Below are 16,983 nucleotides of genomic sequence, written 5' to 3'. Positions count from 1 at the left end.
CACAACGGGCGGCCCTTGGGCCGCCCGTTGCACTTCTGGCGCAGGCTCAGGCCAGTTGCTGCAGTTCCTCCAGCTCGCTGGAGCGACTGTGGGCGCGTGCCATCAGGCTGTAGATCGACGGCAGCACGAACAGGGTGAACAGGGTGCCCACCAGCATGCCGATGACGATCACCAGCCCCAGGCCGAAACGGCTGCTGGCGCCGGCGCCGGAAGAAAACAGCAGCGGCACCAGCCCCACCACCATGGCGGCGGTGGTCATGAGGATCGGCCGCAGGCGGATCCGTGCCGCGCGGATAATCGCCTGGGCCGCAGTGCAGCCCAGGGCGGCGCGCAGTTCATTGGCGAACTCCACCATCAGGATGCCGTGCTTGCTGATGAGGCCGATCAGGGTCACCAGGCCGATCTGCGTGTAGATATTGATGGTCGCCAGCCCCAGCGCCAGGGGAATCAGCGCGCCACAGATCGACAGCGGCACGGTGATCAGGATGATCAGCGGGTCGCTCAGGCTTTCGTACTGCGCGGCCAGCACCATGTAGATCACGATGAGGGCGAACAGGAAAGTCAGCAGCAGGGCATTGCCTTCGTGGATGAACTGCCGCGAATCGGCCTGCCAGTCATGGCTGAAACTGGCGGGCAGGGCCTGGCTTTGCTGCTGCAGGAAGGCCACCGCCTGGCCCAGGCTGACCCCCGGGGCGGGGATGCCCTGGAAGGTCGCGGCATTCTGCTGGTTGAACTGCTTGAGCTTGTTGGGCTGGATGCTGTCATGCAGGCTGACCACGGTGGACAACGGCACCTGGGTGCCGCTGTCGGTCTCCACGTAGAAGCCGTTGAGGGCCTGGGGCGTCAGGCGCTGGGCTGCGGCGCTCTGGGGAATCACGTCGTAGGAGCGGCCTTGCAGGGCGAAGCGGTTGGTGTAGTTCTCGCCGATCAGCACCGCCAGGGTGGTGCCGATGTCCTGCATGCGGATGCCCAGGCTGTTGGCCTTGCTGCGATCGATGCGCACCTCGGTCACCGGGTTGTTGAACTCCAGGTCGCTGTCCACCACCGCGAACAGGCCGCTGGCCCGGGCCTGCTGCTTGATCTCCTCCATGGCCTGGAACAGCGAGCGGTAGTCCTCGGTGCTGCGGATCACCAGTTGCACCGGCAGGCCGCCGGTGGAGGCCGGCAGCGGCGGCAACTGGAAGACGAAGATCGAGTTGCCCTCGACCGCATCGACCTCCTGCTGCAACTGCTGCTGGATGCTGGCCGCGCTGCGCTGGCGTTGCGACCACTCGCTGAAGTTGACCCCGGCGAAACTGGCGGCCACGCCGTCGCTGCCATTGATGATCCAGGTGCTGACGGTTTCCGGCAGGCCCTGGAGGATCGCGTCCAGCTGGTAGGCATAGCGCTCGACATAGTCCAGGTTGGCGTGCTGCGGCGACTTGATCGCCAGCAGCAGGTTGCCCTGGTCTTCGTTGGGCGCCAGCTCCTTGCTGGCGTGGCCGTAGAGCCACGGCAGGCTGAGCAGCACCAGGGCGGCAAACGCCAGGACCGCGCCGCGCCAGCGCAGGGAACGCACCAGGCCGTGCTGGTAGAGACGTGCCAGCCAGTGGAAGAACTGCTCGGCCCAGCGGCTCATGCGGCCTTCCTGCTGCCCCGCCGGCAGCAGCTTGGCGCACATCACCGGGGTCAGGGTCAGGGCCACTACCCCGGAGATCAGCACCGCGCCGGCCAGGGTCAGGGCGAACTCCTTGAACAGCGCGCCGGTCAGCCCGCTCATCAGGCCGATGGGCATGTACACCGCAGCCAGGGTGATGGTCATGGCGATCACCGGCGAGGCGATTTCCCGCGCCCCGACAAAGGCCGCCTGCAACGGCGTGCGACCCTCCTTGAGGTGGCGGTGGATGTTCTCCATGACCACGATGGCATCGTCCACCACCAGGCCGATGGCCAGGACCATGGCCAGCAGAGTCAGGAGGTTGATGCTGAAGCCGAACAGGTGCATCAGCGCCAGTGCGCCGACCATCGACAGCGGAATGCTGACCACCGGGATCAGCACGCTGCGGGCCGAGCCCAGGCACAGGTAGATGATCGCCACCACGATCAGGATGGCTTCGATCAGGGTTTCGATAACCTCGATGATCGAGGCCTGGATGAAGTGGGCGGTCTCGAACGCCAGGGCCACCTCCACTCCCGGCGGCAGGGTCTTCTGGATCTCCGGCAGCAGGCGCTTGATGTCGGCGACGATCAGCAGCGGGTTGCCCTTGGGCGTGGCATACAGGCCCAGGTGCACCGCCGGCTTGCCGTCCATCAGCGCACTGGTTTCATAGGACGCCGAGCCCAGCTCGACCCGGGCGATGTCCCGCAGGCGCAGGAGGTGGTCGCCACGGTTGCTGATGACCATGTCGCGAAACTCGTCGAGGTTGCTCAGGTCGGTGTTGACCTGGATCGACGAGATCACGTACTGGCCCTTGATCTGCCCGGGGGCGGCCTGGAAGTTGTTGGCGCGGATCGCCTGTTCCACCTGGGCCGCGCTGACGCCGTGGCCGGCCATGCGCTGCGGGTCCAGCCACAGGCGCATGGCCAGGCGCTGGCCGCCGAAGGTCTCGACCTTGGCCACGCCCTCGATGCTGGAAAACAGCGGCTGTACCACCCGGCTGAGGTAGTCGCTCAGCGCCGAGGCGGACAGCGAGCGGCTGGCGAAACCGACATAGGCCACGGCGGTGGCGTCCCCGGCGGAACGCTCGATCACCGGGTCGTAGGCCTGCTCGGGAAGGCGGTACTTGACCTGGTTGACCTTGGCGATCACCTCGCTCAGGGTCTTCGACGAATCCTGGTTGAGGGCCATGCGCAGGGTGATCAGGCTGCGCCCCTGGACCGAGGACGAGCTGACGTAGTCCACCCCTTCCACCGAGGCCAGGGACTGGTTGATCGGCTGGGTGACAAAGCCCTGCATCAGCTCAGCCGGCGCCCCGGGGTAGTCGGTGGTGACGCTGATCACCGAGCTTTCCAGCAACGGGTACTGGCGCACCGGCAGGTTGCTGTAGGCCTTGAGCCCCGCCAGCAGGATCAGCAGGCTGACCACCAGCGCCAGCACCGGGCGGCGGACAAACAGATCGGTGAACTTCACGGCTCTTCTCCTGCGGCCAGGGTCGTCGCACTGCCGCCGGCATCGCTGAGCACGCTGTGCTGCTGCGGTTCGATCGGGGCGCCGTCACTGAGCTTGATCTGCCCGGACGTCACCACTTGCGCGCCCGGCGCCAGGCCGCTGTCGATCACCACCCGGCCGGCATGCCGCGCGCCGGTTTTCACCGATACCCGCTGCACCGTCGGCGCGCCCTGGGCATCCTTGGCCGGCTGGACCACGAACAACTCTTCGCCGTAGGCGTTATAGGTCACCGCGGTTTCCGGCACGCTCAAGGTGCCGCTGGGCAGCGGCTGGGCCAGCCGCACACGAGCGAACATATGGGGCAGGGCGCTGGCTGGCGGGTCTTGCAGGCGCGCCTGGATGCTCAGGGTGCGGGTGCGATCGAGAAACGGATCGACAGCGCTCACTTTGGCGCTGAGCACCTGCCCGGGCAGGGCGTCGAGAAGCACTTCCAGGGTCGCCCCTGGCGTGACCTGGGCCAGCGCCTGCTCGGGCACGCTGAAGTTGACGTACAGGCCCTTGTCGCCAATCAGGTTGATCAGTACGTCCCCGGGGTTCACGTATTGCCCCAGGTGCACCTTGCGAATGCCCAGGGTGCCGGCAAAGGGCGCGCGAATGGTGCGCTGCTCGATTTCCGCGGTCAGCGCCTGCAAGGCGCCCTTGGCGGTGGACAGCTCGGTCTGGGCATTGTCGAAGGCTTCCCTGGAGGTGGCGTTGACCGACACCAGGCGCCGCGAGCGTTCGAGGCGGATCCGGGCGTTTTCCATTTCCCCTTGCAGGCGCACCAGGTTGCCGCGCTGGGGCGCGTCGTTGAGCTGGACCAGGACCTGGCCGCGTTCGACCCGCTGCCCTGACTGGATCGGCAGGTTGACGATGCGCCCGCCGATTTCCGCCGGCACGCTGACTTGCTGGATCGCCTCCAGTTCGCCGATGGCTTCCAGGTAGTTCGGGAAGGGCAGGGTACTGGCCGTGGCCACGGCGACCTTGACCGGTGCCTGTGCATAGGCCTGTGGGCCGGGCCGGGCCCCGTGCCACAGCCACCCGGCCAGCAGGCCGACGGTCAGCAGCGCCGCGATCAGCGCCAGCCATGCGCGCAGGGAGGGGGGCTTGGTTACACCGACGGACACCATGACATTCACTCCTTGACGTCAGTTGCAGTTTCAGTAGATCGGCCAGCAACCGGGGGTGAGCAGCTCGACGAGGTTTTCATCCGGGTCGCGGAAATAGATGCTGGAGCCGCCCTTGGGCCATTCGGTACGACCTTCCAGGGGAATGCCGGAGCGGGCCAGGCGTTCCTTCCAGCCGGGCAGGTCCTGTTTGTCGATGGCAAAGCACACATGGATCCGCCCGCTGGCATCGTGGGGCGGGATCTCGCCGCCGCTGAGGTATTTGGTGTGCAGCGAGGCGCCCCGCTTGAAGAGCAACAGGGTATTCTGGCCGCCGATGTTCAGCGCCACGAGGACATCACTCTCGACCATGACTTCCAGCTGGAAGGTTTTTGCGTAGAATTCTTTCGCGATGTCGAGATCGTTCACATAAAGGGCTGTTTCAATAATTCGTTTGAGTTGCAGCATGTGTTGCTCCTTTTGGGACCTTGCTCCCTGAGTTGGAAATGACAGGATGGTCACGGTCTTACTGCGCAATATCGATTTGAACCTGCTGGTGGTGCTTGATGCCCTGCTGACAGAAAAACATGTCACCCGCACGGCCTTGCGCCTGCACTTGAGCCAGCCGGCCATCAGCCACTCGTTGAGCAAGTTGCGCGGGTTGCTGGATGACCCGATCCTGATTCGCCGGGGCAGCGAACTGGTGCTCAGTTCCCTGGCCCAGAACATCCAGCAGCCGCTGCGGGAAATCCTCGGCCAGATCGAAACCCTGTTCGGCAAGTCCATCGACTTCGACCCGGCCAGTTCCCAGCGCATCTTCACCCTGGCGATGTCCGACTACGGCGCCGCGCTGGTGCTGCCCAACCTGATGGTGCGTTTGCGCCGCGATGCGCCGAACACCACCTTGGTGGTGACCCAGGACACCCGGCACGGAATGTTCGAGCAGGTTTCCCAGGGCAAGATCGACCTGGCCCTGGGGGTGTTTCCCAACCTGTCCGGCGACATTTCCACCGAGGTACTGTTCGAGGAAACCTTCTCCTGCCTCCTCGACCGACGCACGTTGCCGGCCGACGGCACGCTGGACCTGGACAGCTACCTGGCCCGGCCACACATCCTGGTGTCGATGGATGGCAGCGCCAACGGCGAGGTGGACAGCCTGCTGCGCGACGAAGGGCTGCAGCGGCGGATAGCCGTGAGCGTGCCCCATTGGCGCACTGCCCCCAGCATGATTCACAACACCGACCTGATTCTCACGGTGGCCACTCGCACCCTGGACGAAGCGCTGCTTAACCAGGACCTGATCCAGCTGCGACCGCCGTTGCCGATTCCGCCGTTTCCCTTCGTGCAGATCTGGCATCAGCGTTTCGACAATGAACCGGCCCATGTCTGGTTGCGTGAGCAGGTCAAGCAGGTGGTCGCTCATAGCGCGCTCGGCGGCTGAGCCGGCCGCAGGCGCAGACGCAGGTCCGGCCCCAGCTGGCTGACGTCATACAGGGCAAAGTCCAGGGCCTCCTCCAGGCGGTCGAAGCACGGCAGGTGCACCAGCGGCCGGGCCAGATCCCCCAGCAGGCGCGGAGCCACGTACAACAGCAACTCATCCACCAGATGCGCCTTGAGCAGGTTGCCGGCCAGTGTCGGGCCGGCTTCCACCAGCAGGTCGTGCAGGCCGCGCTGGCTGAGGTTGTGCAGCAACTGCTCAAGGTGCAGGCCCTGGTCGTCCCCGGGCAGCGCCATGACCTGCTCGCTGTCGCTGCTGGCCAGCGGGCACTCCCGGTGCACCACGTGCAGGCTCGGCGCCTGGTCGTTGAACACCCGCGCCGTGGCGGGCACCCGGCCCTGGCTGTCGAGCACCACACGTACTGGCGCCAGGGCCTCCGGGGAGGACAGCTGGCGTACCGTGAGCAGTGGGTCGTCCGCCAGGACGGTACCGCTGCCGGTGAGGATCGCCGAGCTGCGGGCCCGCCAATACTGCACGTCGGCCCGGGCCCGGGTGCTGGTGATCCACTTCGAGCGCCCATTGTCCAGGGCCGTGCGCCCGTCCAGGCTCATGCCCATTTTCAGTTGCACCCAGGGCCGCTGGCGCCGCACTGTGGACAGAAAGCCCCGGTTCAACTCCTGGGCCGCCGATTCCAGCAGGCCGACCCGCACCTCGATTCCGGCGTTGCGCAGTTGGGCGATGCCCTGGCCGTTGACCTGTTCGAACGGGTCCTGATGGGCCACCACCACGCTGTGCACGCCGCTATCGATCAGGGCCTGATGGCAGGCACCGGTGCGTCCGACATGGCTGCAGGGTTCCATGGTCACGTAGGCGGTGGCCCCCCGCGCCAGGCCACCGGCCTGGCGCAGGGCGAACACCTCGGCGTGGGGCCCGCCGGCCCGCCGATGCCAGCCTTCGCCGACCACTTGTGAGCCATGGGCGATCACGCAACCCACCCGCGGATTGGGCCAGGTGGAGTGGCTGCCCCGTTCTGCCAGGGACAGGGCGTGCTGCATGTGCTGGAAGTCGACTTCGCTGAAGTAGGTCATGGGCGCGCCGACTGGACAGCGGCCGGGGGCGTGATCGGGTAGATCCGGCCGTCGTAGGCGCTGGCCAGGAAACCTTCGCCGCTGGCGTCATGGATCAGGCAGGAAATGCCGCTGGCGGTGGGTTTCTCCACACTGGCCCAGACGCGCTTTTTCAGATCGAAGACGGCCACGGTGCCGCCGTAGCTGCCGGTGGCGATCATCGAGCGGTCGCGGGAGATGGCGATGCACTTGATCGAGTGGCTGTGGGGCGTGTCGAACACCTCGCTGGCGCCATCGCGCCACAGGCGCAGTTTCAGGTCGCGACCGATGCTGGCGAAGCCGCCCTGGATCTGCGTGCAGCCGTTGGAGATCCGCTCGTGGGCCTTGTCCAGGTAGGTTTCCAGGCCGAAGTCGGCAATCCGGAAGAAGGCCGCGGCTGCGGTGGCGCACACGCTGAAAATGTAGGTTTCATCGGCGGCGATGCCTTTGATGGCGTTCTCATGCATGCGCACCTGGGTGACGAAGCGCGGCTGCTGCTGGTCCAGGCAGAAGATCAGCGCTTCGCCGGTGTAGGTGCCGATAGCTGCGTGCAAGGCACCGTCCTTGATGAAGGTGGTGCCGCAGTTCAGGGGCGAGCGGTGCTGGTACAGGGTGGCGCCGGTGCGGGCGTCGAACACCGTGCCCATCTGGCCGCCGGTCAACACACTGTCGCCAAAGGGCAGGAGGAAGTTGCACAGGCTGCCGGCCTTGATGCTGGGTTGGCCGTTGATGTGCAGGATGCCGGCGTCGCCGATGCTGTAGACGTCTTCGCCGACCACCGCCACGGCGTTGAGGCTGACCGCCGGTTCGATGCCGCTGAGGTCCCAGGTCTGGGTGGCGAAATCCCAGGTGGCATAGCGTGAGCCGAAGGTGACGAAGGCGATGCGATGGCTGCCCAGCAGCGCGCAACTGCGTGGCCAGATGATGCTCGGCAGGGAGGTTTCCGCGGTCTTGACCAGGGTGCCGTCCTGCTTGAGGTGCCAGAGCATGACCGAGCGGTCGTAGCTGAGGCTGATCAGCAGGCGCTGGCTGTCGTCCCAGATGATGCGCTTGATCCCGGCGCTGTGGGCGGGCTGCAGCAGGGTGCCGCGGGGGCTGATGATGGAGATCTTGCCTTCGTCGTCGCCGGCGAAAATGATGCCCTCGCGGGACAGGGCCACGGTGTCGGTTTCCACGCCGCCCAGGTCGATGGTTTCCAGCTGTTGCCCGGTATTGGCATCCCAGCGCCGGATCGAACCGTCATCGCTGCTCGACACCAGGGTCTGGCCGTCGGCCGACCAGCACACCGAGATCACGTCGGCGGTGTGGCCGTGGAGGATCCGCAGGGTCTGGCCGCTGAGGTTGAACAGGCGGATGCTGTGGTCCCGGGAGCAGGTGGCGATGGTCTGGCCGTGCGGGGAGAAGGCGGCCATCTCGATGTCGTCGTCATGGCCGATGAGCACGGTCTTCAGGCGCAGGGACGGCACTTCCCAGACCCGCGCGGTGTAGTCGCTGCTGGCGCTTACCAGCAGCGTGCCGGCGGCGTTGAATGCGCACTGGTTGGCCAGGTGATCGTGAAGGACCCGCTGGATCGGGGTCCGGGTCCTGGCATCCCAGAGGATCACCTGGTTGTCGTAGCCGGCGGTGGCGACGTAGGTGTCCTTGAACGTGGCGATGCCGCTGATGGGCCCGAAATGTCTCATGATTATTGTCCTTAATAATGCGTTGGCGGATGACGGGCAGCCGTCCCCCGGCCCGCGGGCTCCGGGGGAGGCAGGCTCTTCTATTTGATGAGATCGATGAGGTGGTGCTTCTTGTCTTTCTTGGCTTGCAGGTAGTGGCTGTTGTGCCGGGTGAGGAAGACCCCGGTGGGGATGGTGCTGTCCACGATGATGCCGTTGTCCTTCAGGGCCTGGACCTTGTCCGGGTTGTTGGTGATCAGGCGGCAGTGCTGCACGCCCAGGGCCTTGAGCATCCTGGCGGCCATGGAGAAGTCCCGGCCGTCCTCGGGGAAGTTCAAGTGGCTGTTGGCTTCGAAGGTGTCCATGCCGCCGTCTTGCAGGCGGTAGGCATCCAGCTTGGCGTACAGGCCGATGCCCCGGCCTTCCTGGCGCAGGTAGATGAGGTAGCCGCCTTCTTCCTGCATGCGCGAGATGGACTCGCTCAGTTGCGGGCCGCAATCGCAGCGCTGGGAGTTGAAGACATCGCCGGTCAGGCATTCGGAATGAATGCGCACCAGGGGGCTGTGTTCGCTGGCGGGGCCCAGCTTGATCAGGATGTGTTCATGGGCCGCTTCCAGGCCGCTGAAACTGTAGAAAGTGCCGGGGGTGGGCGAGTCGTTCAGGGGGATGTCGACCTGGTTTCTGATGCTGAGTGTGTTCATGGAAATCCCTTCCGTTCTTTGACGTTGAACGTGTAATTGTTTGGTTGCAAAAGTAGAAATGCCGGGTCAGAGGCTCTCGGCGAGCCTGAAGCCCATCACGTAGATCTCCCTGGGGTATTTGCCGTGTCGACGGCAGTTGCGGGTCAAGTCGCGAAAGCGCGTGAAGCTGCCGCCGCGGGCAATCCGGTGGGTGCCGACCACGGTCACCAGGTCGTCGATGACGGCGTTGCCGCCGGGGTAGGGGGCGTAGTCATCGGCCACGTATTCTTCGACGTTTCCGGCCATGTCCATGCAGCCGAAGGGCGATGCGCCCTCGGGCAGGGCACCTACCGGGGTGGTGGCGAACAGGCCCATTTCCGCGGTGTTGGCGTGCAGGGGCAGAAACTGGTCGCCCCAGGGGTATTCGAGGTTTTCATGGCCGGCGGCGGCAAACTCCCATTCCGCTTCGCTGGGCAGGCGGAACGAGCGACCGGTACGGGCCGCCAGCCACTGGCAGTAGACGTCGGCATCGCCGGCGCTCAGGCCATAGACCGGATGGTTGGCGCGTTCGCTGGGGAACTGGCCGAAAAGCCAGTTGCCGGGGATGACGGGGTACTGCGAATCCTCCAGGAATGCCCGGTATTCCAGGTTGGTTACCGGGTACTTGCCAATGGCGTAGGGCTTGAGCTCCACCCGGTGGCGCGGGGCCTCCTTCTCGATCCAGCTGCGGTCCAGCCCCAGGCCCTGCATGCGCTGCAGCACCTGGTCGATGGCCGACTCCTCCAGGCCGATCTCGACCTGGCCGCCTTCGATGGTGATCATCGGCGGGTTGAGTACATCCAGGCGTGGGTCCATGGTCTGTGCCAGCAGCCGTGCCGAGGCCAGACGCCATGACAGAGGAGCGTCAGGGTTTTCCACCCCCAGGGCCAACTGCTCCGCCGATTTGTCGGACAACTGCCGCCAGACTGCCAGGGGCAGCGAAAGCTCGATGCCTGGCTGAAAGTGTTCCGCGAGGCCCATCAATTGCCTGTCGGTCATTTCGGCTGTCAGGGGGCCGTCGAACACTGGCCAGTGAGCAAAACCCTTGGAATTCATAGTACTTCTTGTCCTGCATCTGGTTGAGGGGAGAGGGGCGGTCACAGGGTGCAGATCAGCCCGGTTTGCAGGCAGTTGCGCTCGAAATCGTCCCAGTAGCCGACGGGATGCTTGGCACGATTGGCGACGGAGATGATTGGCTTCTGCCACTGCAGCTTGGAGAAGCCGGCCTTGAGGATGGCGTGCTCGTAGGTGTCGCGGCTCCAGCGGTGGAAGGTGAAGGCGCTGGGCGGTTGGGTAACGAACTCGGCGTGATGGCGGAAGCCGCCGGCATGGGGTTCTTCGCTGAGTACGTGGACGCCGTACTTGGTGAAGTTGCCGCGTTGCAGCTCGAAGCCCGGGTCCACGGTGTAGGCGATGAGTTTGCCGCCGGGGACCATGTTCCTGGCCACGACCTTGAACATCTTTTCCAGCTCTTGTGGCGATTGCGCGTAGTTGAACAGCCAGGCCGCAGTGACGCGGTCGAAGTGCCCCAGTACGCCCATGTCGCAGACGTTGGCGACGTGATACTCGATGGCCTCCTGGTTGCGCGCCGATTCCTTGCGTGCCAGTTCGATCATCGATGAGGAAATATCCACCCCGACCACCTTGCTGGCGCCCTGGTGGTAAAGCTCGCGGCCGAAGTAGCCGAAGCCGCAGGCCAGGTCCAGGACGGATTTGCCTTGGATGGCTCCCACCATATGGAAGAAGGTTTCGGTTTCTACCGAGCGTTGCGAGGCGGTGTCGGTAAAGTCTTCAAAGCGTTCACCGATGGAGTCATAAGTTGCAGCTTGACTGGTCATTGTTCACCTATCTGGTCGGCTGAGTGTTATTAACTTTCCGATGAGGAAATAGTTGGGCAGGTTGTTTCTGGTTGTTATCGGTTGTTGCGTTGTTCTTATGGCTAGCCGCGAGTGGTAATGATGAATCCACCAATGACTACTAGTACGCCAATGAGTTTTTGCATGCTTATTGTTTGGCGTGGAAGACCGACCAAACCGAAATAGTCGATGAGCAAGGAAATGATCAGTTGTCCGACAATCACTGTCATGATGAAGTTGAGGGCCCCTAGGCGTGGCGCCATCAGTAGGGCGACGGTGATGTAGAACACACCGGCAATCCCGCCCATCCAGATCCACCAGGGGCCTTCCTGAGCGGCTGCGAAGTTGGGGCGAGGAACTTTAATAAAGATTATTACAGCAATAAGTGCCAGTAGGCTGACAAGTAGTGATACCCCGGTGGCCCATAATGGATGGCCTAATAGGTGTCCAAGTCTTGAATTGGTTCCTGCTTGTAGTGGTACTGCGAAACCGGCCAGGAGGCTTAGGAGGATTGATATTAGAAATGCCATGTTTTTTCGTTTCCTTTTTCCGGGAAGTTGTACTTTTATTAATATAATGGCGCCAATTCTTTGTTCTTATGCTGGGTATTCGCCACGCTGATCGTCCTCTGGGACCCTGGGCCAGACAGGCCGGCTGACCATCTCGGGCAGGATTGTTTTCCCCCGGGGGGCGGGGCTGCAGGGTGCGGAAAACTGACCCGCGGGTTTACAATCGCCGCCACCAGATCAGGAGTAACGCCGTGCTGACTCATCTCGATTCCCAGGGGCGCGCCAATATGGTCGACGTCACCGACAAGGCCGTGACCTTTCGCGAGGCGGTGGCCGAAGCGCGGGTACGCATGCTCCCGCAAACCCTGCAGATGATCGTCAGCGGCGGTCACCCCAAGGGCGATGTATTCGCCGTGGCGCGCATCGCCGGGATCCAGGCGGCAAAGAAAACCAGTGACCTGATCCCCCTGTGCCATCCGTTGATGCTTACCAGTGTCAAGGTCGAGCTCAGTGCCGAAGGCGAGGACTGCGTGCACATCGTTGCGCGTTGCAAGCTATCGGGGCAGACCGGGGTGGAAATGGAGGCGCTGACCGCCGCCAGCGTCGCCGCGCTGACCATCTATGACATGTGCAAGGCGGTGGACCGGGGCATGACCATCGACAGCGTTCGGGTGCTGGAGAAGCTCGGCGGCAAGAGCGGCCATTACCAGGCGGATCAGGCATGAAGATCTCGGTGAAGTTTTTCGCTCGCTACCGCGAGGCCCTGGGCATTGACGGGCTGGAGATCGAAGGCGTGTTCCAGCAGGTCGAGGATGTGCGCCAGGCGTTGCTGTCCCGGGACGGGGCCGAGGTATTGGCCGAGCAGAACCTGATGTGCGCCCGCAATGAAGAGCTGTGCCAGCTGGACGAACCCCTGGAAGACGGCGACGAAGTGGCGTTTTTTCCCACGGTGACCGGAGGTTGAGATGGCGATTCGAGTGCAGTCAGCAGCGTTCGATCCCGGGGCTGAAGTCAACGCCATGCACGCCGCGGATACCGGGGTGGGTGCGGTGGTCAGCTTTGTCGGCTACGTGCGCGATTTCAATGATGGGCAGGATGTCCACGGCATGTTTCTTGAGCACTACCCGGGCATGACCGAAAAGGCCCTGGGCAAGATCGCCGCCGAAGCCGAGCAGCGCTGGCCGCTGTTGCAACTGGAAGTGCTGCACCGCATCGGCGCCCTGGAGCCGGGCGAGCCCATTGTGTTTGTCGGTGCGGCCAGTGCCCATCGCCAGGCTGCGTTCGATGCCTGTGTCTTTGTCATGGATTACCTGAAGACCCGGGCGCCGTTCTGGAAAAAGGAAAACACCGCCGACGGCCCGCGCTGGGTGGAAGGCCGCGACAGTGATCACGCGGCGGCCGCGCGCTGGAAAGACTGATCCCCTGATACTTGCCGGCGGCGCCTGAGCCCGCCGCAATCCAACCTGCAATCGACTGCGACTGTTCCCGCCGACCGCTGGGGATAAGTCGTTGCGCGCGCCGTTGACGATATGTACGTAAAAGTCCAGTATGGATTAACAAGTACAAATAAAGCGTCGCCTGTTTCTCCTCTTCTTTCTGTCTTGCCAAACCAACAACAACCCGCGAGAGAACGAACATGAAAAAACTCCCCCTGATCAGTGGCCTGGCCTTGAGCCTGTTGGCGTGCAGCAGCCTGTTCGCGGCCGAAAAGACCCTGCGCCTGGGCATCGAGGCGGCGTACCCGCCATTTGCCTTCAAGACCGCCGAGGGCAAGATCGGTGGTTTCGACTACGACATCGGCAATGCCCTGTGCGCGCAGATGCAGGTCAAGTGCGAGTGGATCGAGGGCGAGTTCGACGGCCTGATTCCTTCGCTGAAGGTGAAGAAGATCGACGCTGCGCTGTCCTCCATGACCATTACCGCCGAGCGCCGCAAATCCGTGGATTTCACCCACAAGTACTACTTCACGTCGTCGCGCCTGGTGATGAAGAAGGGCGCCGAGGTGGACGACCAGTACGCCAGCCTCAAGGGCAAGACCGTGGGCGTGCAGCGCTCCACCACCACCGACCGCTATGCCACGGAGGTGTTCGAGCCCAAGGGCATCAAGGTGGTGCGCTACAGCAACAACGAGGAGATCTACATGGACCTGGCGGCCGGGCGCCTGGACGCGATCTTTGCCGACAGCATTCCGCTGGCCGACTTTCTGTCGATGCCCCGGGGGGCCGCCTACGCCTTTGTCGGGCCTGAGCTCAAAGATCCGAAGTACGTCGGCGAGGGCGCCGGGATTGCCGTGCGCAAGGGCAACAGTGAACTGGTGGGCGAGTTGAACAAGGCCATCGATGATATTCGGGCCAATGGTGAATATCAGAAGATCCAGGCCAAGTACTTCAAGTCGGATATCTATGGGGATTGAGACATTGTGGCGTTCTTGAGGACGCCTTCGCGAGCGAGCTCGCTCCTACAGGTGTTGTGCAATTCCGCGTAGGAGCGAGCTTGCTCGTGAACCTTTATTGTCCCTTCAATTCTTTCAGGTGCTTGTACACCGTCGCCCGGCCCATGTTCAGCACGTTGGCCACGTAGTTGGAGGCGCTCTTGCCCTTGAAGGCGCCCTCGGCGTGCAGCGCCAGCACCAGTTCGCGCTTGTGATCGCGGGTCAGCAGGTTCAGCCCCAGCTGGCGCTCGCGCAGCCAGTTGTGCAGGAAGGTGTTGATCCGCTCCTGCCAGTCATCGCGAAACAGCGAGTCGGGCTGGGGAATCAGTTTGCTCGGCGACAGAAACAGGTCCAGCGCCGCCTTGGCGTTTTCGAACAGCGAGATGTTCAGGTTGATGCACAGCACCGCCTGGGGCTGGCCCTGGCTGTCGCGCAGCACGCTGCTGAGGCTGCGGATCTTCTGTCCGTCCCAGTTGAGCTTTTCATAGGGGCCGATGTTGCGTTCGTCGCGGTCGCCGCTGAGCAGGTCTTCCAGGGCTGCGTCGTCGCCCACTTCGCGTTTGGACAGGTTGTTGGCGATGTAGTCGATCTTCTGTGTACGCAGGTCGTGGAGCACCACCTCGGCATGGGGGAAGAACAGGGTGGCAATGGCATCGGCAATCGCCCGGAAATTGTCCAGGGCAGGGTCCTTTGCAGGTGAGGTCATGGTCGTACTCCAGGCAGCTTCAGCGCCCGCCGGCAGCGGGCGCTGGGAGTGTGCCGCAATCGTTGGGGGCGCCTCAACCGGTGGTTCGGTCGAGGCGGGCCGGGGAGAGCATGGCAGTCGTGAGGCCGAAGCGGGTCAGGTGTTCCGGCAAGGGGGCACCTCGCACCAGGGCGGCGCTGGCCTGGCCCATGGCCGGCGAGGTCTGGATACCGTAGCCGCCCTGGCCGGCAACCCAGAACAGCCCCGGAACCTGCAGGTCGAAACCGGCCAGCAGATCGCCGTCGCTGACAAAGCTGCGCAGCCCGGCCCAGGTCCGGGTCGGACGACGGATGCTCAGGGTGGTGGCTTCTTCGATCTGGTGGATACCCAGGGCAATGTCCAGTTCTTCGGGTTGCACATCGTGGGGTTCAACCGGATCGGCATTGGCCGGTGAGCCGAGGAACATGCCGGCGTCGGGCTTCATGTAGAAGGATTCATCCAGGCTCACCAGCATTGGCCAGTGGTGAAAGTCCAGGCCTTCGGCGGCGGCGAAGATGAAAGCCGCGCGGCGCTTGGGCTGCAGGCCCAGGGCGCGGGCTCCGGCCATTGTGCCGATGTGGTCGGCCCAGGCCCCGGCGGCATTGATCAACACCGGCGCACTGAACGCCTGAGCGGCCGTTCGCACCTGCCACTGCCCTTGGCTGTCGCGCTCGATCCCCAGCACTTCATGGTCGGTGCAGACCTGGCCCTGGTTGCGGCGGATGCCCCGCAGGTAGCCCTGGTGCAGGGCGTCGGTGTCGATATCGCTGGCGCTGGGGTCGTAGAGCGCGCCATGGACCTTTTCCCGGCGCAGGATCGGCAGGCGCGCGCAGGCTTCGTCGGCGCTCAGCAGTTGCATCTCCGGCACCGTGGCCCTGGCGCTCAGGTACTGGTTGTTCAGCTCGGCCGGATCACCGTTGAAGTCCACGGTCATTTCACCCCGCGGGGTCAGCAGCGGGTGCTCGCAGAAACCCTGCGGCGGGTGGTCGAAGAAGGCCCGGCTGGCCAGGGTCAGGGCGCGCACCTGGGCGGTGCCGTAGGCGGCGGTATAGAGCGCCGCGGAGCGGCCGGTGGAGTGATAGGCGGGATGGGATTCACGTTCCAGCACAACCACCCGGCCATGGGGCGACAGCCAGTAGCCGGTGGACGCGCCGGCGATACCGCCGCCAATGATGATGAAATCTGCCTGGATCATTCGAAGCTCCGCAATAGGGGCGAGCAGCAGTGGTTACTGCGCGCGCCGCAGGTGGTACAGGGCATTGGCCAGGGCGATGTCTTCCAGGCCCAGGCCGATGGAACGGAAGAACACCGGGCGTTCGGCATCCGGGAGCGGGGCCTGTTCGCTGAGCAGCTCCGGCAGGTCGCCGAGAATCGCCGCACTGTCCCAGCCGTGCTGTTCGCTGGCGATCAGCATTTCACCGGCGCAGCCCGGTGTGGTGCGCCGGTAGTCGCAGTAGACCTGCATCTGTGCCAGGGCCGCGGGCGGCACTTCGTGGGCCCGTGGCGCATTGGTGCTGATGGAGGTGATCAGCGCCGGCTTGCCGAGGCTGCTCGGATCCAGCACGGGTCCGGCGGACGAGGTGCAGAGCATGATCACGTCGGCGCCCTCGGTGGCGTCCTCAAGCCGGGCCACCAGTTGCAAGCGCGGGTCGAGGGCTTGCAGGCGGGCAAGCTCCGCGGCGGGCTTGTTCGCCAGGCTCGGGGAGTAGAGGCGGATGCTCTGCCAGGGGCGCAGGTTTTGCACATAGCGCAAGTGCGCCTGGGCCACCGCGCCGCTACCGATGATTGCCAGGTGCCGGGTTGTGGGGGGCGCCAGGGCGTCGACCGCGACCGCTGTGGTGGCCGCGGTACGGGCGGTGGTCAGTTCGGCGGCGTCGCACAGCAGCAACGGCTGGCCGCTGTCCATGGACATCAGCAACGTCCAGGCGGTGACCAGCGCGCCTTCGGTACGGACGATGTAGGGCGAGGTCTTGACCCCGTACACCCGGTCTTCGGCCAGCACCCCCAGGTAATTGATGAAGTCGCCGGCCCCCTGGGGAAACTCCACCAGTTGCTGCGCCGGTTGCACGGCGAGCCCGGCAGCCAGGTCGCGGAACAGTTTGCGCAGGATCTGCGGCACGTCGATGCGTTCGAGCAATTGACGGGCCTCGGGGCGGGCAATCACGTAAGGCGTGCTGGACATGCAAGGGTTCCCAGGATTTAAACTAATTTGTCTATTATGGACTTTTAGTTTTGGCGGGCAATATCCAGGCGAAAAAAAACGCAGCCTGTGGTCGGGCTGCGTTTCTTCAGGTTGCCGGGGCGCC

Annotated in this window: 17 protein-coding genes; 5 read left to right on the top strand and 12 right to left on the bottom strand. The window is 64.2% G+C overall.

What is annotated here, in order from left to right:
- Positions 1–46: 46 nt before the first annotated feature.
- The 3 genes from AC1RCO_RS11445 to AC1RCO_RS11435 are packed head-to-tail and all read right to left on the bottom strand — an operon-like array spanning position 47 to position 4,701.
- On the bottom strand, positions 47–3,109 hold the full coding sequence (locus AC1RCO_RS11445) for a MexW/MexI family multidrug efflux RND transporter permease subunit (protein WP_072443060.1): 3,063 nt from the start codon (positions 3,107–3,109) through the stop codon (positions 47–49).
- The gene (locus AC1RCO_RS11440; protein ID WP_015634242.1) at positions 3,106–4,257 is read right to left on the bottom strand and encodes an efflux RND transporter periplasmic adaptor subunit; all 1,152 of its coding nucleotides are present in this window, start codon (positions 4,255–4,257) and stop codon (positions 3,106–3,108) included. Before AC1RCO_RS11440 ends, AC1RCO_RS11445 begins: the two co-directional genes overlap by 4 nt.
- Positions 4,258–4,287: 30 nt before the next feature.
- Positions 4,288–4,701: a VOC family protein gene (locus tag AC1RCO_RS11435; protein ID WP_011059383.1), complete on the bottom strand. Its 414-nt coding sequence runs from the start codon at positions 4,699–4,701 to the stop codon at positions 4,288–4,290.
- A 46-nt stretch (positions 4,702–4,747) separates the two neighbouring features.
- Between AC1RCO_RS11435 and AC1RCO_RS11430 the strand changes: the two genes are divergently transcribed.
- Positions 4,748–5,674 (top strand): LysR family transcriptional regulator, encoded by a 927-nt coding sequence (locus AC1RCO_RS11430; protein WP_011059384.1) that lies wholly within the window; start codon positions 4,748–4,750, stop codon positions 5,672–5,674.
- On the opposite strand, the gene ribD is transcribed toward AC1RCO_RS11430, so the two are convergent.
- The 6 genes from ribD to AC1RCO_RS11400 form a co-directional block, all read right to left on the bottom strand.
- Positions 5,653–6,759: a bifunctional diaminohydroxyphosphoribosylaminopyrimidine deaminase/5-amino-6-(5-phosphoribosylamino)uracil reductase RibD gene (gene ribD / locus AC1RCO_RS11425; RefSeq protein ID WP_011059385.1), complete on the bottom strand. Its 1,107-nt coding sequence runs from the start codon at positions 6,757–6,759 to the stop codon at positions 5,653–5,655. The genes AC1RCO_RS11430 and ribD overlap by 22 nt on opposite strands.
- A complete protein-coding gene (locus tag AC1RCO_RS11420) occupies positions 6,756–8,459 on the bottom strand; it encodes a WD40 repeat domain-containing protein (protein ID WP_492617709.1) in 1,704 nt (567 codons plus the stop codon). The genes ribD and AC1RCO_RS11420 overlap by 4 nt, the downstream gene beginning before the upstream one ends.
- 80 nt (positions 8,460–8,539) lie before the next feature.
- Complete coding sequence (locus AC1RCO_RS11415) at positions 8,540–9,139, bottom strand: GTP cyclohydrolase II (RefSeq protein WP_011059387.1); 600 nt, start codon at positions 9,137–9,139, stop codon at positions 8,540–8,542.
- A gap of 66 nt (positions 9,140–9,205) precedes the next feature.
- On the bottom strand, positions 9,206–10,213 hold the full coding sequence (locus AC1RCO_RS11410) for a formylglycine-generating enzyme family protein (protein WP_185066773.1): 1,008 nt from the start codon (positions 10,211–10,213) through the stop codon (positions 9,206–9,208).
- 41 nt (positions 10,214–10,254) lie between these two features.
- The gene (locus tag AC1RCO_RS11405; protein ID WP_011059389.1) at positions 10,255–10,995 is read right to left on the bottom strand and encodes a class I SAM-dependent methyltransferase; all 741 of its coding nucleotides are present in this window, start codon (positions 10,993–10,995) and stop codon (positions 10,255–10,257) included.
- A gap of 101 nt (positions 10,996–11,096) precedes the next feature.
- A complete protein-coding gene (locus tag AC1RCO_RS11400; RefSeq protein ID WP_011059390.1) occupies positions 11,097–11,543 on the bottom strand; it encodes a DMT family transporter in 447 nt (148 codons plus the stop codon).
- Between the two features lie 230 nt (positions 11,544–11,773).
- Here AC1RCO_RS11400 and moaC point away from each other — a divergent pair, with 230 nt between their 5' ends.
- The 4 genes from moaC (at position 11,774) to AC1RCO_RS11380 (ending at position 13,935) form a co-directional block, all read left to right on the top strand.
- On the top strand, positions 11,774–12,247 hold the full coding sequence (gene moaC / locus AC1RCO_RS11395; RefSeq protein ID WP_011059391.1) for a cyclic pyranopterin monophosphate synthase MoaC: 474 nt from the start codon (positions 11,774–11,776) through the stop codon (positions 12,245–12,247).
- Entirely contained in the window at positions 12,244–12,486 is a 243-nt protein-coding gene (locus tag AC1RCO_RS11390; protein ID WP_011059392.1) for a MoaD/ThiS family protein, read from the top strand. Before moaC ends, AC1RCO_RS11390 begins: the two co-directional genes overlap by 4 nt.
- 1 nt (position 12,487) lies before the next feature.
- On the top strand, positions 12,488–12,940 hold the full coding sequence (gene moaE, locus AC1RCO_RS11385) for a molybdopterin synthase catalytic subunit MoaE (RefSeq protein WP_123430101.1): 453 nt from the start codon (positions 12,488–12,490) through the stop codon (positions 12,938–12,940).
- A gap of 218 nt (positions 12,941–13,158) precedes the next feature.
- Positions 13,159–13,935: an ABC transporter substrate-binding protein gene (locus AC1RCO_RS11380; RefSeq protein ID WP_053149145.1), complete on the top strand. Its 777-nt coding sequence runs from the start codon at positions 13,159–13,161 to the stop codon at positions 13,933–13,935.
- Positions 13,936–14,029: 94 nt separating this feature from the next.
- Here AC1RCO_RS11380 and AC1RCO_RS11375 read toward each other — a convergent pair whose 3' ends face one another.
- The 3 genes from AC1RCO_RS11375 to AC1RCO_RS11365 all read right to left on the bottom strand — a co-directional run bounded on the left by AC1RCO_RS11375 (position 14,030) and on the right by AC1RCO_RS11365 (position 16,859).
- Positions 14,030–14,659, bottom strand: coding sequence for a helix-turn-helix transcriptional regulator (locus AC1RCO_RS11375; protein WP_011059395.1), 630 nt, complete (start codon positions 14,657–14,659; stop codon positions 14,030–14,032).
- Between the two features lie 73 nt (positions 14,660–14,732).
- Complete coding sequence (locus AC1RCO_RS11370) at positions 14,733–15,872, bottom strand: NAD(P)/FAD-dependent oxidoreductase (RefSeq protein ID WP_492617708.1); 1,140 nt, start codon at positions 15,870–15,872, stop codon at positions 14,733–14,735.
- 33 nt (positions 15,873–15,905) lie between these two features.
- A complete protein-coding gene (locus AC1RCO_RS11365) occupies positions 15,906–16,859 on the bottom strand; it encodes an ornithine cyclodeaminase family protein (protein WP_492617707.1) in 954 nt (317 codons plus the stop codon).
- Positions 16,860–16,983 lie beyond the last annotated feature (124 nt).

Source organism: Pseudomonas sp. GW823-FHT03E05, from assembly GCF_058796855.1.
This window is presented reverse-complemented; position numbering and strand designations above follow the sequence as displayed.